This is a genomic window from Pseudomonas sp. EL_65y_Pfl2_R95, assembly GCF_963971045.1.
Classification (GTDB): Bacteria; Pseudomonadota; Gammaproteobacteria; order Pseudomonadales; family Pseudomonadaceae; genus Aquipseudomonas.
This window is the reverse complement of record NZ_CAXAOV010000007.1, coordinates 23,562-38,131: the sequence shown is the minus strand read 5'-3', so window position 1 is coordinate 38,131 and position 14,570 is coordinate 23,562. Positions and strand designations below refer to the sequence as shown.

At 55.6% G+C, this 14,570-nt stretch carries 14 protein-coding genes; 4 read left to right on the top strand and 10 right to left on the bottom strand.

From position 1 onward, the window contains the following. Positions 1-113: 113 nt before the first annotated feature. Entirely contained in the window at positions 114-719 is a 606-nt protein-coding gene (locus AACY09_RS20040) for a tRNA-(ms[2]io[6]A)-hydroxylase (RefSeq protein WP_339490564.1), read from the bottom strand. A 255-nt stretch (positions 720-974) separates the two neighbouring features. Between AACY09_RS20040 and AACY09_RS20035 the strand changes: the two genes are divergently transcribed. Continuing rightward, a complete protein-coding gene (locus tag AACY09_RS20035) occupies positions 975-1,838 on the top strand; it encodes a universal stress protein (protein ID WP_339490563.1) in 864 nt (287 codons plus the stop codon). Between the two features lie 19 nt (positions 1,839-1,857). Here the strand turns inward: AACY09_RS20035 and AACY09_RS20030 are convergent, their stop codons facing one another. Beyond that, on the bottom strand, positions 1,858-2,157 hold the full coding sequence (locus tag AACY09_RS20030; protein WP_339490561.1) for an antibiotic biosynthesis monooxygenase: 300 nt from the start codon (positions 2,155-2,157) through the stop codon (positions 1,858-1,860). A gap of 453 nt (positions 2,158-2,610) precedes the next feature. On the opposite strand from AACY09_RS20030, the gene AACY09_RS20025 reads away from it, so the two are divergent. Continuing rightward, the gene (locus AACY09_RS20025) at positions 2,611-3,528 is read left to right on the top strand and encodes an AraC family transcriptional regulator (protein ID WP_339490559.1); all 918 of its coding nucleotides are present in this window, start codon (positions 2,611-2,613) and stop codon (positions 3,526-3,528) included. Between the two features lie 117 nt (positions 3,529-3,645). Here the strand turns inward: AACY09_RS20025 and AACY09_RS20020 are convergent, their stop codons facing one another. The 7 genes from AACY09_RS20020 to dnaX form a co-directional block, all read right to left on the bottom strand. Then, the gene (locus AACY09_RS20020; RefSeq protein WP_339490557.1) at positions 3,646-4,794 is read right to left on the bottom strand and encodes an acyl-CoA dehydrogenase family protein; all 1,149 of its coding nucleotides are present in this window, start codon (positions 4,792-4,794) and stop codon (positions 3,646-3,648) included. A 247-nt stretch (positions 4,795-5,041) separates the two neighbouring features. Then, positions 5,042-7,486 (bottom strand): TonB-dependent siderophore receptor, encoded by a 2,445-nt coding sequence (locus AACY09_RS20015; RefSeq protein WP_339490555.1) that lies wholly within the window; start codon positions 7,484-7,486, stop codon positions 5,042-5,044. A 112-nt stretch (positions 7,487-7,598) separates the two neighbouring features. Further along, positions 7,599-8,558: a FecR domain-containing protein gene (locus AACY09_RS20010; RefSeq protein ID WP_339490553.1), complete on the bottom strand. Its 960-nt coding sequence runs from the start codon at positions 8,556-8,558 to the stop codon at positions 7,599-7,601. Position 8,559: 1 nt separating this feature from the next. Continuing rightward, positions 8,560-9,072, bottom strand: coding sequence for a sigma-70 family RNA polymerase sigma factor (locus tag AACY09_RS20005; protein ID WP_339490552.1), 513 nt, complete (start codon positions 9,070-9,072; stop codon positions 8,560-8,562). A 144-nt stretch (positions 9,073-9,216) separates the two neighbouring features. Next, entirely contained in the window at positions 9,217-9,819 is a 603-nt protein-coding gene (gene recR / locus AACY09_RS20000; RefSeq protein WP_339490551.1) for a recombination mediator RecR, read from the bottom strand. A 130-nt stretch (positions 9,820-9,949) separates the two neighbouring features. After that, on the bottom strand, positions 9,950-10,276 hold the full coding sequence (locus AACY09_RS19995; RefSeq protein WP_397504265.1) for a YbaB/EbfC family nucleoid-associated protein: 327 nt from the start codon (positions 10,274-10,276) through the stop codon (positions 9,950-9,952). A gap of 20 nt (positions 10,277-10,296) precedes the next feature. Next, entirely contained in the window at positions 10,297-12,435 is a 2,139-nt protein-coding gene (gene dnaX, locus AACY09_RS19990; RefSeq protein WP_339490548.1) for a DNA polymerase III subunit gamma/tau, read from the bottom strand. Positions 12,436-12,924: 489 nt separating this feature from the next. On the opposite strand from dnaX, the gene AACY09_RS19985 reads away from it, so the two are divergent. Both AACY09_RS19985 and AACY09_RS19980 read left to right on the top strand, forming a co-directional pair. Next, positions 12,925-13,146, top strand: coding sequence for a hypothetical protein (locus AACY09_RS19985; RefSeq protein WP_339490547.1), 222 nt, complete (start codon positions 12,925-12,927; stop codon positions 13,144-13,146). Between the two features lie 187 nt (positions 13,147-13,333). Then, entirely contained in the window at positions 13,334-13,621 is a 288-nt protein-coding gene (locus tag AACY09_RS19980) for a DUF3509 domain-containing protein (protein WP_339490545.1), read from the top strand. A gap of 421 nt (positions 13,622-14,042) precedes the next feature. Here AACY09_RS19980 and AACY09_RS19975 read toward each other — a convergent pair whose 3' ends face one another. Then, the gene (locus AACY09_RS19975; protein WP_339490544.1) at positions 14,043-14,243 is read right to left on the bottom strand and encodes a hypothetical protein; all 201 of its coding nucleotides are present in this window, start codon (positions 14,241-14,243) and stop codon (positions 14,043-14,045) included. Positions 14,244-14,570: the final 327 nt, after the last annotated feature.

The window sequence follows — 14,570 nt, the reverse complement described above, 5'->3', positions numbered from 1 at the left end:
TACTGCCTAGGCAGCTATATTTCAAAACATTTTGTAGCATTTTTTCAGGTGCGACCAAGCCGCAAGCATTCGCCTGCAGCTGAAACATACGGTTTAGAAGGGTTTAGTGGGCTTTAGAAGCCCGACGGCACGCCACTGTGAAAACGAAACTCAGTGTCTGGGCTGGCAATAAGGTCTTGCTCAATCGCTCTGACCCGCACGATGGTCTTCTCCACATCGGCTGCTTCACCAAACTGATAGGCGAACTTCAGGTAATGCTGATAATGCCGTGCCTCCGACTTGAGCAGGCCGTAATAGAACTTCCCGAGTTCTTCATCCAGATGCGAGTAGATCTTGGCAAAGCGCTCACAACTGCGCGCCTCGATAAAAGCCCCCACCACCAAGGTATCCACCAGCTTTACCGGCTCATGGCTGCGTACGCCGGCGCGTAAGGCCGATGCATAACGCCCGGCCGACAGTGGCCTCAATTCTATTTTGCGTTTTTTCATAATGCGCAGAACTTGCTCATGATGCACCAGCTCTTCGCGCGCCAAACGCGACATATAGACGATCAAGTCGGCATGGGTGTTGTATTTGGCTATCAGACTTAACGCTGTTGAAGCGGCCTTGAACTCACAATTTTTGTGATCCAGCAGCATGACCTCTTGCTGATCGAGCGCCGCATCAATCCAACCCTGAGGCGTTTCACTGCCAAGAAACGCGTTGATTTCAGTTAACACAGGCACGCTCCAGAGCGTTAGACAGATACGACCAAGCCAGCACGCTGGCTGGCACTGAATGCGTGCAAAGACGCGATGAAAACTCACTATTGGCTAGCAGATGCATAAGCTCACAACAATCAAAGGCGAAACCGCGGCACATTATACGAATGCGCCAGCGAACAACCAGCCCGGTAGATTGACGTGAATCAACTACAGAGTACTCAGCTTGCATCTATAGTTGATAAAGATGTGCGAACTCTCTGGGAGATAGCCATGCAAGCAATCCGAAGCATCCTCGTTGTGGTCGACCCTGAACGGCCGGAAGGTCTGGCTCTCAAGCGCGCCAAATTGATAGCAGGCGTCACCGGCTCCCATCTACACTTGCTGGTCTGCAGCCACAAAGCTGACCACTCGGACTTACTCGGCAGCCTCAGCGATGCGTTGGTCGACGAGGGGTTCAGCGTAAGCAGCAACCAGGCATGGCGCGATAACCTGCACAACACCATAATTGCCGAGCAGCAAGCTGAAGGCTGTGGCTTGGTAATCAAGCAGCACCTGCCAGATAACCCACTCAAGCGCGCGCTGCTTACCCCGGATGACTGGAAACTACTCCGCTACTGCCCAAGTCCAGTGCTGATGGTCAAGACCGAGCGGCCCTGGACCAATGGCGTGGTATTGGCCGCAGTTGATGTTGGCAATGCTGATTACGAACATAAGGCCCTGCACGCAGGGATCATCAGCCATGGCTTCGACATCGCGGGCCTTGCCAATGCCAAGCTCCATGTTATCAGCTCCCACCCAACCCCAATGCTGTCAGCCCCTGACCCTACATTTCAGCTCAAGGAAACTATTGAAGCGCGCTACCGCGAAGCCTGTAAGGAGTTTCAGGCTGAATACGATATCAGCGAAGATCGTCTGCATATTGCGGAGGGTCCTGCCGACTCGCTGATCCCACTGACTGCCCACAACCTCGGTGCTGCAGTGACGGTGATTGGTACGGTTGCACGCACAGGCATTTCGGGTGCATTGATTGGCAACACGGCCGAGGTGGTTCTCGACGCACTGGAGAGTGATGTCTTGGTGCTTAAACCGGACGATATCATCGACCATCTTGAAGCGTTGGTAGTGCAAGCCTAAGGCACAGTTGCTCCATAAGTCAGGCTGCAGTGCGGCCCTGCGCCGCGTTGCAGTTAATTTCCCGTACCCAGCCTTGCTGTAGAGCGTGACTCAGAACCTGAGCCAGTTGCTCACCGCCGATAAAACCTTGCATGGCCTCTGTGGATTCCCAGCTAGCCGTGAGTAGCCAAGTAGCGCTGGACTCTGGATCGACTTCGACCGCAAAGCTTATGCAACCGGAAATGGCCGAAACCTGGGCAAAGGCTTCGTCCAAATAAGCCCCGAGCACCTCATAACAGCCATTGTTTGCCCGAATCAGGGCGCGCTGAAAAGTCGTCATATCGCTCTCCGTTACTGTAAATAACCGCTGGATGAGTCAGGCTGACTCTGAACGGCCTATGCCAATCCAATAGCTGTCGGCAAACCCGCGGTGCTTGTGGGCGCCAACTGCTATTTAGTGGTTTGGGTGATGGCACGTCAGCAGCGTATTAATTAAAGTGGTCTGCTTAAGGGTTGCATCAGCGTTGCGCTGCGCTCTTTACCCTGTAACCAAGAATACTCATCTGATGGCGATTTTCGGTAGTCAATTACTGGAGCGTTATTGCCTAAAACTGCACTATTAAAGCTTTCTTGACCCGCTCCATCTCAGGCACGACAGTTTAAACAGCAGCCACACCAGCCTCAGTTGCCTGTTCAAAGCCAATTTTTGCCTATTCCTGCATGAGTTGAATGTCAGTCGCCAATTGCCTGATCTACCGAGCTAAGCTCTGCTAACTGCTTGAGAGATATCCCTATGATCAGTCCAGAACAAACGCCCCAGATACTCGCCCAGCGCCAAGCTCAGCTCGCTGCGCTGATCGGCGGATTGGTGTCGACCGATGACGTTGTTGAAACAGCGATCAAGGGAGTATTCCTGGCCCGGGCCAGCCAGCCAACGACACCTATGCCGGTACTTTACAAGCCAAGCCTGTGCATCATCGCCCAAGGCCGTAAAGAAGTGCGCCTGGCCGATGAGGTCTATCAGTATGATCCGCTCAATTATCTGGTCGCCTCAGTCCCGCTGCCGGTCAGCGGTCATGTCACTCAAGCCACGCCGGAAGAACCCTACCTGTGCCTGCGCCTTGATATCGACCCTGCGTTGGTCAGCGGTTTGATTGCCGACGCTGGCCCAATCGGGGTACCGAACAGCGGGCCGCGGCGAGGCCTGTACCTCGATCGGGTTGACCTGCCGCTGCTTGATGCCGTGATTCGTTTGGTACAACTGCTGGAAACCCCACGGGACATCAATATTCTGGCACCCCTGATACTGCGCGAAATTTTCTACCGCTTGCTGCACAGTGAGCAAGGCCATCAGCTACACGCGATTGTGATTAACGACAGCCAAAGCCAGCGCATTGCCCGGGCCATTGAATGGCTCAATTGCAATTACGCTGAACCCCTGCGAATAGAAGACCTGGCCCGAGAAGTCAATCTCAGCCAATCGACTCTGCACCACCGCTTCAAGGCTGTGACGGCTCTCAGCCCGCTGCAATATCAGAAGCAACTGCGCCTGCAAGAAGCCAGACGCCTGATGCTATGCGAGGGCATCGAAGCTGCAGCGGCGAGTTACAAAGTGGGTTACGAGAGCCCTTCACAGTTCAGTCGCGAATACAGCCGGTTGTTTGGGGCGCCGCCTCTGCGTGATCTTGCCCGTTTACGCAGCGCCAGCTAAGCAATAATCGGGACGTTTTTTGCGCCCTTTCACGGTTGCGACGACTCAGTTTTATGCAGCGCCTTAATGGACACGCTTCGCGTTGTCGCAACCTAAGACGCGAATGGCCTTGAACAATTACAAGCCCATCTGCTTGCTGATGATTTCATTCATGATTTCACGTGAGCCGCCGCCAATCGAAAGAATTCGGTTGTCGCGGTACAGGCGCTCCACCAGGCTTTCACGCATATAACCCATGCCGCCGAGTATCTGCACGGCGTCGTAGGTGATCTTGTCTGCAATATCGGTGGCGAAGTTCTTGGCCATGGATATCTCCTTGATCACACTCCTGCCTGCCGCCATCTGCGCCGCTTGGCGGTAGGTAAACTCGCGGGACACTTCGAGCTGCGTGGCCATCTCGGCCAAGCGGTGTTTAAGCACCTGGAATTTACCGATTGGCTTACCAAAGGCTTGCCGTTCGCGGGCCCATTGCAACGACTCTTCGAGCGCCAACTGAGCAGTCATATTGGCCATGATCGCTAGAGATAGACGCTCACTCTGAAAGTTGGCCATGATGCAGGCGAAGCCCATGTTTTCTGAACCAATCAGGTTCTCGACCGGCACCTTGCACTCATCAAAAAACAGTTCGGCGGTGTCCGAAGCCCACCAGCCCATTTTTTTCAATTTACGGCCGACGCTGAATCCGGGTGCGCCCTTCTCAATTAGCAGCAAGCTGACCCCGCCAAAGCCGTCGCCGCCAGTGCGTACCGCAACCGTATAGTAATCAGCCCGAACACCGCTGGTGATAAAGGTCTTGCTTCCTGTCACGCGGTAAAAATCACCTTCGCGAACGGCGCGAGTCTGCAGATTGGCCACATCAGAACCACCGGAAGGTTCGGTGATTGCCAACGCCATGATTTTTTCCCCCGCCAGCACTTGCGGCACCACGCGATCGCGCACCGCCGGCTTGGCCCACTTAACCAGGGGCGGCAAGCCGATATCCAACGAGCCTAACCCGGCGACCAAGCCACCGGAGCCTGAACGCATCAGCTCCTCGCTCGCAGCGACCTTGGCAAATATATCCCCCTCATGACTGCCGCCATATTGTTCCGGATAGCCGATGCCAAGGACACCGGCAGCACCTGCCTTTTGATAGAGCTCACGGGGAAACTCACCGGCCTCCTCCCATTCATCGATATGGGGCAGGATTTCGCGCTCGACAAAACGGCGTACGGCGTCTCGAACCAGGCGATGGGAGTCGTCAAAGTAGTCGGGCATAGTGGACATTGAAGGCGCTCACTGTTTTTTCCGACCATACCAAGCGCTTGCTAGGTATACAAGGTGAGATATCCGCCATAACGCCGACTCAGTAGCGCCTGAGCTCATCGCCCGCCTCAGGCTGTTTTTCGCCGATGAATCAGCGCACAGCCTGGCAATTGCCGGAGCAAAAGCAACAATAAAACTGCGCTCAGCCCCGGGCTATTGTCAGGCAGCTGCAACCTTCACAGGCTGCCCTGATGCGAGCTAAACCAGATCAGAAGTTATAACTCACCGTCGCGCTGACATTGCGCTCTTCACCGAAGTAGCAATAGTCGAGGCTGCCGCAGGAGGCCACATACTTCTCGTTGGTCAGGTTATTCGCGTTCAAGCGTACATCCACGCCCTTGAGGCCCACTTTACCGAGGTCATAGCCAATGGAGGCATCAACCAGGGTGTACGACGGCACCTCAAGCGTGTTCTCGGCATCTGCCCAGCTGTCACCGACATAACGCACGCCCGTCCCGACCTTCAAACCATCCAGACGTCCGCCAAGGAAGCTGTAATCGAGCCACATTGATGCCATGTGCTCAGCGGCTTGAGTCGGCGAATTACCCTTGTTATCCAGCGTTGGATCGACGGTGCTGATAATCGATTTGGAGTATTCAATATCGGTGTAGGTGTAGCTGCTGAGCAAACGCACCGCATTGGTCAGTTGCAAACGTGCTTCAAGTTCAAGGCCCTGCGAGCGCACGGCGCCCACTGGGCGATAGAAGTCTTCATCCGCTTGTTTGGTGGCCAGATTGTCCTGATCAATATGGAACAGCGAAGCGGTGTACAGGTCATCGGTGCCATTAGGCTGAAACTTCAAACCCAACTCCCATTGCTTGCCTTCTGTCGGGGCCAGCGGATTGCCGTCCTGGTCAGCAAACGCATTGGGGTTGAATGACTCGGAATAGCTCATGTACGGCGCTATGCCGTTATCGAACAGGTAGAGTACACCCGCGCGTCCGGTGAACTTGCTCGGCTCATCTTTACTGGTGCCGCCGTAGATTTCGTCTTCAGACTCAACTTTTACCCAGTCCTGACGTACGCCCAGCGAGAAGCGCCAGTTATCCAGCGCAATCAAATCCTGCAGATACACACCGGTTTGCTCAAGGCGACGCGTAGCGCTACTCGCCCAAGCAGGGTTGATTGTCACAGTGCCTCCATAAACCGGGTTGAATGCATCAATATTGCTAGCGCTGCCGGCAGTGTAGTCCACCCGGGTTTTGCGGCGCTGATAGTCAAAACCGCCGACCACCGTGTGCTGCGCCGCACCGGTGTTAAATTCAGCCTGCAGCATAGTGTCGATGATCCACGCATGCAGTTTTTCGTCGGCGCCGGTATAGGCACGATAGAGCTCAGAGTCATTGGCCCAGCCAGCGGCATACACCTGTTCAGCACTAACATCCGAAGTTTGATAGCGGAAATTCTGCCGCGCCGACCACGTATCATTGAAGCGGTGCTCAAACTGGTAGCCAACCATCTGCTGCTCACGCTCGAAGCTGTCTTGATCCGGCTCGCCTTCAAAAAAATGCTCAGAGATATAGCGTCCGGCGTGACGATTGATCGTGCCATCTGCCGGCAAACCACCGTGGTAGCCGCTGTTCGGGTCTTTCTGCAGGTAAGCCTGCAGGGTCAGGTTTGTATCTTCGCTGAAATCGATAGACACGCTTGGCGCCAATGCATAACGCTCTTCATCGGCATAGTCGAACTGGGTGTCAGCGCTGTCGACCAACCCGGTCAGGCGATAGGCTATGCGCTGCTCGTTATCCAGTGGGCCGGTGAAGTCAAAGCCAATGCCCTTTTTGTTGTTGCTCCCCACTGTCGCCTGAATCTGCCCTGAAGATTGAAACTCAGGCTTCTTGGTGGTCATCGCGGCCAAACCACCTGGCAGACTACGGCCGTATAACACCGAGGATGGGCCTTTAAGAATATCGATACGCTCAAGGAAATACGGATCAATCTGCAAGCTGCTGTAGGTGCCGCTGTCGCCCATCATCTTCAACCCGTCAAGGAACAGGTTGTCCACCGAGCCGTCATTAAAACCGCGCATTGCCACGTAGTCATAACGGTGCGTTGCGCCGTATGGGTTGGTCATCACACCGGGGGTATAACGCATCGCTTCGGCGACCGTTTGCGAGCCTTGGTCATCCATTTGCTCACGGGTAACGACCGACACTGACTGCGAAGTTTCCAGCAGCGGCAAGCTGGTCTTGGTGGCGACGCTGCTATGGGTCGCGTTGTAACCGTCGATATTGCCCAGCGCGTTGCCCAAAGCAAAACCTTTCACCGTTGTGGCTGGCAACTGGGTGACGCCGTCTTTGCTCTGGTTCTGCAGGGTGTAGCCGCCCTGAACATCCTGATTGATCTGCAGGCCGCTGCCTTCAAGTAGACGGCTAAACCCCTCGCTAACCCCGTACTCACCGTTCAACCCTTTGGTGTGCTTGCCTTCGGTCAGACGCGCATCGACTGACAGCATCACCCCCGCCTCACCCGCAAAACGGCTCAAGGCAGAAGACAAGCTACCCGGCGCAATGGTGTATTGGCGGGCTTGCTGACTTGTGGCCTCGCCTCCGGCGGCAATCGAAAGCTGCGGCGCTAAAGCCAGCGGCAGCATCAGTGTGGCGTAGCGAACAGCCTGTCGCAGACGGGTTGGATGAAATTCAGTAAAGCGCATCGGAAGACCCTTTGGCAGATGGTTATATTGACTAGGCCAAACGAGTCAGGAAAAAGGGAACCTGAAAAGCAAATTAATTCTCATTCGCTAACATTGAGCGGTATTTTTCGACTCAAGTTGGCCGCGGCTCGACAGTCACCCACCACGGCCAGCGCCGGTTTACCCGGATCGGCAAGCTGGCTTCAAGGGCAGCGTAAATGCGCTCAGGATCGCGCAATGGAAAAGCGCCAACGATGCGCAGATTCGCTATCCGTGGATCCACCGCCAAATGCCCGGGCACATGCTGGGCCAGTTCATGTATGAAATCGCCCAGGGCGCGGTCATCCGCCAGCAGCATGCCGCGCTGCCAGGCATTGCGCGCCGGTGAAGCGCGAGTCAGCTGACCTATCCGCTGCGGATCAAACAGCGCCTGCTGACCCGCATCGACAACCTCGCTCGCACCACTTGCGCAAGTAACGCGCACCGCGCCCGCAAAAACGCTCAGCAAGGTGCCGTTCTGCTGCTTGCGCACACTGAAACGGGTGCCCAGTGCTTGCAGGCTGCCATCACTGGTTTCAACACATAACGGCCGAGGTGGATGCTGAGTATCAGGCGCGCTTTCGAGCAGAAGTTCGCCCTGCCACAGGCGCACCAAGCGTTGTTGACGGTCGTAGGCGATGTCTACAGAACTGTTGCTGTTGAGCCATAATTGACCGCCATCCGCCAAGTGGATCTGCCTGACCTGCCCCGTCGTGGTGGTCTGATCAGCCAGCCAAGCCTGTGCCGGCTTACGCGATACAGCCAAGCCCAAGACCGCGCCACCACCCAGCACCAGCAAACTGGCGAGGACTTGACGCCGAGTGCGGCTACCCGCTCGCAAAGCCGTGTGTGCTGCCCCGCGTTGAGCCACGGGCAGCGCCAAAAACTGACCGCTGATCTGCTCGACGCGCTGCCAGGCAGCCTGATGCAACGGACTGCTGACCAGCCAGCGCTGCCAGGCTTTGCGTTGGTTATCGCTGACCTGCTCGCTGGCCAAGAGCGCAAACCACTCGGCGGCTTGCTCCAGCACTTGAAAGTCGGGTTGCTCCGCCACCCTATTCTTGCGCCAGCATCAAGCAATGCAGCATCGCTTGGGCCATGTACTTTTTAACCATGCGCTCGGACACGCCTAGGCGCTGAGCGATTACGGCATAGGTCAAACCGTCGAGTTGTGACAGCAGAAACGCACGGCGCACATTGCTCGGCAAGCGCAAGAGCATGGCGTCAATAGCCAGTAGGGTTTCAACAATCATTTCGCGCGCTTCGGGCGAAGGCGCCAGCGCTTCCGGCTGCGCTGCCAAGGCATCGACATAGGCCCGCTCGACAGACTGACGTCGCCAGAAATTGACCATCAGGCCATGGGCGATTGTCGACAGATAGGCGCGCGGCTGGCGTAGCGTCGCCAAGTTGTCTGGGGTGTTGAGCAGCCGGACAAAGGTGTCTTGTGCCAGATCCGCGGCGTTATGGGCGCAGCCGAGACGCTGGTGCAGCCAGCGATTCAGCCAACCATTGTGGTCGCTGTAAAGACGTTGCACATACTGCTGGGAAGACAACTCCACCACCGACATTGCGGGCACTCACTGGCATCTTGAATCGGAAGACGCTAATGGTAATGCTTCTCAACAGCAAATATCCAGTGACTTGCCACACACAGTGGCTTAAACGTGGCAAGCAACAGCCGTGAAGCCGTGCATTTGCCGGGCGCGACGGAGTCAGACAGTGATCGGTCGGCGACCAGCCAAGGCGTGGGCCAAGGTGCCGCCATCGACCAACTCCAGCTCGCCACCCAGTGGCATGCCGTGGGCGATACGCGATGCAATCAGGCCTTTGTTGTCCAGTAGCTGGGCAATGTAGTGAGCAGTTGCCTCGCCCTCCACCGTCGGGTTGGTTGCTAGAATCACCTCGGTAAAGGTGCCTTGCTGTTCGATGCGGCTGAGCAACTGCGGGATGCCAATTGCTTCAGGTCCCAGCCCGTCAAGTGGCGACAAATGCCCCTTGAGAACAAAATAGCGGCCACGAAAACCCGTTTGCTCTACGGCGTAAACATCCATCGGCCCTTCAACTACACACAACAGGGTGTCGTCGCGCCGCGGGTCTTGGCAAATGTGGCAAATGTCTTCTTCGCTGAGCGTCCGGCACTGCTGACAATGACCCACACCTTCCATCGCCTGCGTCAGGCTCTGGGCTAAACGCAGAGCGCCACTGCGATCACGCTCAAGCATCTGCAGCGCCATGCGCTGAGCGGTCTTCTGCCCGACTCCCGGCAAAACTCTCAGCGAGTCGATTAACTGGCGAATCAATGGGCTAAAGCTCATGGCGATACTCGTGTGGGCGATAAGGCGAAGGTGTTATGGCTCATCCCCAGGGCAGGATGAAATACATCTGGCCAAGTATTATCGCCTGACCAGACGTAGAGGCAGTCATACCATCTGACTGCAAAAAGGCTTAGAACGGCATTTTGAAGCCTGGCGGCAATTGCATGCCATCGGTCATACCCGACATTTTGCTTTGGCTGTTCTGCTCAATTTTACGCACAGCATCATTGACTGCAGCAGCGATAAGGTCTTCAAGAATTTCCTTATCTTCCTGCATCAGACTGTCATCCAGGCTGATACGCTTGACATCATGGCGACCAGTCATCACTACGCTGACCAAACCGGCACCGGATTGACCTGTAACTTCTGCGTTGGCCAATTCTTCCTGCATTTTCTGCATTTTTTCTTGCATCTGCTGCGCCTGCTTCATCAAGCCGGCCATGCCGCCACCTTTCATCATGGTGTTGTCCTCGGTATTCAGGGGTTAACTGGGGTGTCGATGGGTTCAATGCTTTCAGCGCGGATTACCGCGGTGAACTGCTCAATCATTTGCTGCACATAAGGATCGCTGTTAATTGACTCTTCCGCTTCACGCTGGCGATTCGCCCGCTTGCGTGCGCCAGCCTGCGCAGGGGTTTCCTGCTCAGGGGTAATCAACTCGATGCGTAGCTCGATGTTACGACCTTGCTGAGCATTCAGGGCATCATTCAGCCGACGCTGTTGAGTGGCATTGAACAATGCGCTATGGCCCGGATCAAGGTGCAGCAACCAGCTGTCGCCCTCGACCGATATCAGTGTGCAGTTGGCGCCAATGCTCCCTGTCATGCCTGACAGACCAAGTTCGGGGAACAAGGCCAGCCAATCAGCGGCTAATCCTGTAGCAGGCTGCATGGCCGGCTGTGGCTCAGCTTCGGCAGGCACCGCAGGCTCGACCGCGTCGAAATCGTAATCAATGGCGTCAGCATCCATCTCTACGTAATCATAATCCAGTGGCGGTTCGTCATCATCCGCTTCATCGGCTTCTGGTTCCGCTACGGCAATGACCTGAGCGCCCTGCTCGATTGCTTCAATGATTTCAGCGGGCGGATTAACCAACTCAGCGGCAGCCTCTGCGCCAACGAGCGGCTCTGCAGCCTGTTCTTCCCACGGAAGATCAGACACCGCGACCGGGGCAGACTCAGGCGCTGCAACAGCCTCTCGCGCTGGAGCGGTTTGTTCGGCTGACGCAGGCGGCTCCGCGACTACAGCTGAAGCCGTAGGTTGCGCCTCAGGCTGCACTGGTTTTACCGGTTCAGGCACGGGCACAGCATCTCTAACCGGCTCGCTAGCCACCGCTGCCGCAACTGTTTCAGGCTCAGGCTCAGGCGACGTTGCCGGCTGCGTCTCAAGAGGTGCAGCAGGGGCATCAACCGCTGTTGAAATAGCGGCCGGAGCCGCATGTGCAGCACCAGCCACTGAATCGGGTTGGGGATTAGCAGTGGCTTGGCTAATCCCTACCGGCTTTAGCGCCACCCTCGGCGCATCGTCAGTATCGGCGGGCCTGAATGCCAGCATCCGCAACAGCACCATCTCAAAGCCGCTCCGGGGGTCTGGCGCCAGCGGTAGATCACGGCGACCGATCAAGCCCATCTGGTAGTAAAACTGAATGTCTTCAGCCGGCAGCGCTTGCGCCAGCGCCATGACCCGGTCGCGGTCGCCTTGGCCATTATCCACTGCATCTGGCAGCGCTTGAGCAATGGCGACGCGGTGCAACACATTCAATATCTCAGCCAGCACGCCGGCCCAGTCGGGGCCTTGCTCGGCAAGATGACGCACGGCATCAATTACGCCGCGGGCATCGCCTTCCAGCAAAGCATGCAGCACACCGTAGACCTGGCCGTGATCAAGTGTCCCGAGCATGGCACGCACATCAGCGGCCAACACCTTGCCTTCGCCGAATGAGATCGCTTGGTCGGTCAGGCTCATGGCATCACGCATTGAGCCATCAGCCGCACGACCGAGGAGCCACAGCGCATCCTCCTCAAACGGAATCTGCTCAACCCCGAGCACGTGGGTCAAATGCTCTACGACCCGCTCAGGCGGCATGTTTTTCAGGGAAAACTGCAAGCAGCGCGAAAGAATAGTGACCGGCAGCTTTTGTGGATCAGTGGTCGCCAGCAAAAATTTGACGTGCGGCGGTGGCTCTTCCAGCGTTTTCAGCAAGGCATTGAACGAGTGCGAAGACAGCATGTGCACTTCGTCGATCAGGTAAACCTTAAAGCGGCCACGGCTGGGCGAATACTGCACATTGTCAAGCAGCTCACGGGTGTCTTCAACCTTGGTCCGGCTCGCGGCATCGACCTCGATCAGATCAACAAAGCGCCCCTCATCAATCTCTTTGCAGATTGAGCAGGTGCCACAAGGCGTTGAGCTGATGCCGGTTTCGCAGTTCAGGCACTTGGCAATAATCCGCGCGATCGTGGTTTTACCCACACCACGTGTGCCGGTAAACAGATACGCATGGTGCAAACGCTGGCTGTCCAGAGCATTGATCAGCGCTTTGAGTACGTGAGTTTGCCCCACCATTTCGCTGAATGTGCGCGGACGCCATTTACGTGCAAGAACCTGATAACTCATCGAAACCCGTCGCGTGAGGAAGCAAAAGTGAGCTAATCCTAACGGAGCACCGGGCAAATTGCATCCGCTCTGCGGTGCTATAAATGTGCGCTCACTCACCAGCCCATAAAACCGCTGGCTAAATTTTAATCAAACAGATATGATTGACACTGTTCGTACCACGCTGTAAGTCAAATAGGCCCTACGTCAATAAGACGCCAAGGCTCCCTCGTTGGAATTCAGGTTCAGAGCGCACGCGTATCAACGGTGCCATAAAGCTCTCAACCAAGACCCACCCTGCTGACTGATCAGGCTGCCACGCTTAAGCGATGATGCTCGCCTGCCTCCGAAGTACAGACCCGATTGAACCACCGCGTGCCCTTTGGCGCGTGGAACTTAATCGCGCAACTTCGCTCCGATTACATTAAGACCGCCAGCCTAAACTGGGCCGGATGTTGGAGCTTTATCCGCGCAATGATGCGCATGTAGTTTTAGGAAACACCCAGAAAAATGAATACACATACTCAAATTCAGGATGCCATTCGCACCCTATCAAGCGCATTTGCGCCGTTTGATTGCCGCATTCTCGCAGCCCGCAAAGGCAGCTTCAGCTTTACCATTGTCAATCAGGCTGGCATTGCCAAGCACAGCCAGCGTCTGTATCCAGGCCAATACAATGGCGAGCGTTTACAGCAAGTAATTGAACGCGCCCGCGAGTCACTCGCCGCATAGCTCATAGGCACCGTACAAGGCGTTAGCACCGCTAATCAGATGGACAGACAAAAAGCGTCTAGCCCGACGCTTGAGCAGCGTTTTTAAGCATGCTTGCGGCAAAATTACTGGAATTCAACCGGCAAAGTGCGAACTTTGCCGGTAAACTCGCGTCCAACTGAATCACCACTTAGGATGGAATATAGTAATGGATAACACTATTCAGTCGAACGTCGAGAACCTGTTTGCCCCATTGCGCACGACTTTTAGCTCGCCCCGCCCTGACGGTAGCATTGTTCTTGCACTGCTTGATGAAACTGAAACCACCGTTTACAGCCGCGTGCTCAGTGCAGATCAACTCAACGATACCGAGAGTTTTGCGCAAAGTCTGGAAGAAATCCGCTTGGAACTGGCCGTGCGCTCCGGCTCGATCCCAGCGGAAATGCGCAAAGCCCTGAAAGAACAGGACAGCGTCCTCAGCTACCGCATTGCCTAGTGCCCGCTGATATAGAAAAGCCCCGCAATCGTTCATTGCGGGGCTTTTTTTATGACAAGAGTTTCGTGACTGGGCGCTCAGTAATGCTCGATGCCCCAGAGAAATATCGTGGTCTAGGCGTTTTTCTCCGCCCTTGCAAACGGCTTCAATACACCGAATTGAGTGGCAACAGCGCCTGAGAGTGGCGAGCGCTTGCGAGCCCTGATCACTTTGAAGCGCCCTGTTTGATCGCGGTAAGGCACGCCCATCGAGTCGACCCCCTTGAACTTCGTTACCAGACTGCCTGTAGAAGCAGTAAACCGGCTGCTTACGCCGACGGCGCCATCAGTAGCTCTGCCAGCTTCCCGGCTGCGCCCCCTGTAAATAGCGATACACACAAGCCCGATGACGCCTGCTGCCCAGAGTCCAATGCTTAGCACAATCATCTGTTTATCCCCTGCATTGCTGCAACGTAAGAAGCAACTATTAAGAAGAAGCTCACTGCTAACACTGCAGCGCCTGTCGTATATGTCAAAGGCTTGCTTTGATCACCTAGTATTAGCGCTGCCAAGCCCGTGACCATAAAGCCGCTTCCTAGGCCAATAAATAGACCCGCCAACCAGTTGATGGTTTTGTCGTTCATACACCCCTTTGCTACACAGCTATTCCTTTAGGCAACCCTGCAACCTCGCCCTCCCCCAAGTAGCGTCGAGGCTCTCAGAATAGCGTCATGCCGACACCTGACTTACGTACGGCCCGCATACGCGACGCGCAGACAAACAGCGTGAAGTGCGAGGATGCGAGAACAGAGAACAGAGAACAGAGAACAGAGAACAGAGAACAGAGAACAGAGAACAGAGAACACAATCTGGGGTATTTGCTGGGTGGGTGGGACAGTATCGATTGCAGCGGAGCACTGCAGCGCTGGGAGCGCGTATGACTGGCTAAAACCCCGAGAATTTAAGGGCTT

Coding starts and splice junctions, on each gene's coding strand:
- AACY09_RS20035 (WP_339490563.1), top strand. CDS start 975: ATGCAAGCAATCCGAAGCATCCTCGTTGTGGTCGACCCTGAACGGCCG.
- AACY09_RS20030 (WP_339490561.1), bottom strand. CDS start 2,157: ATGACGACTTTTCAGCGCGCCCTGATTCGGGCAAACAATGGCTGTTAT.
- AACY09_RS20025 (WP_339490559.1), top strand. CDS start 2,611: ATGATCAGTCCAGAACAAACGCCCCAGATACTCGCCCAGCGCCAAGCT.
- AACY09_RS20020 (WP_339490557.1), bottom strand. CDS start 4,794: ATGTCCACTATGCCCGACTACTTTGACGACTCCCATCGCCTGGTTCGA.
- AACY09_RS20015 (WP_339490555.1), bottom strand. CDS start 7,486: ATGCGCTTTACTGAATTTCATCCAACCCGTCTGCGACAGGCTGTTCGC.
- AACY09_RS20005 (WP_339490552.1), bottom strand. CDS start 9,072: ATGTCGGTGGTGGAGTTGTCTTCCCAGCAGTATGTGCAACGTCTTTAC.
- recR (WP_339490551.1), bottom strand. CDS start 9,819: ATGAGCTTTAGCCCATTGATTCGCCAGTTAATCGACTCGCTGAGAGTT.
- AACY09_RS19995 (WP_397504265.1), bottom strand. CDS start 10,276: ATGAAAGGTGGCGGCATGGCCGGCTTGATGAAGCAGGCGCAGCAGATG.
- dnaX (WP_339490548.1), bottom strand. CDS start 12,435: ATGAGTTATCAGGTTCTTGCACGTAAATGGCGTCCGCGCACATTCAGC.
- AACY09_RS19985 (WP_339490547.1), top strand. CDS start 12,925: ATGAATACACATACTCAAATTCAGGATGCCATTCGCACCCTATCAAGC.
- AACY09_RS19980 (WP_339490545.1), top strand. CDS start 13,334: ATGGATAACACTATTCAGTCGAACGTCGAGAACCTGTTTGCCCCATTG.
- AACY09_RS19975 (WP_339490544.1), bottom strand. CDS start 14,243: ATGAACGACAAAACCATCAACTGGTTGGCGGGTCTATTTATTGGCCTA.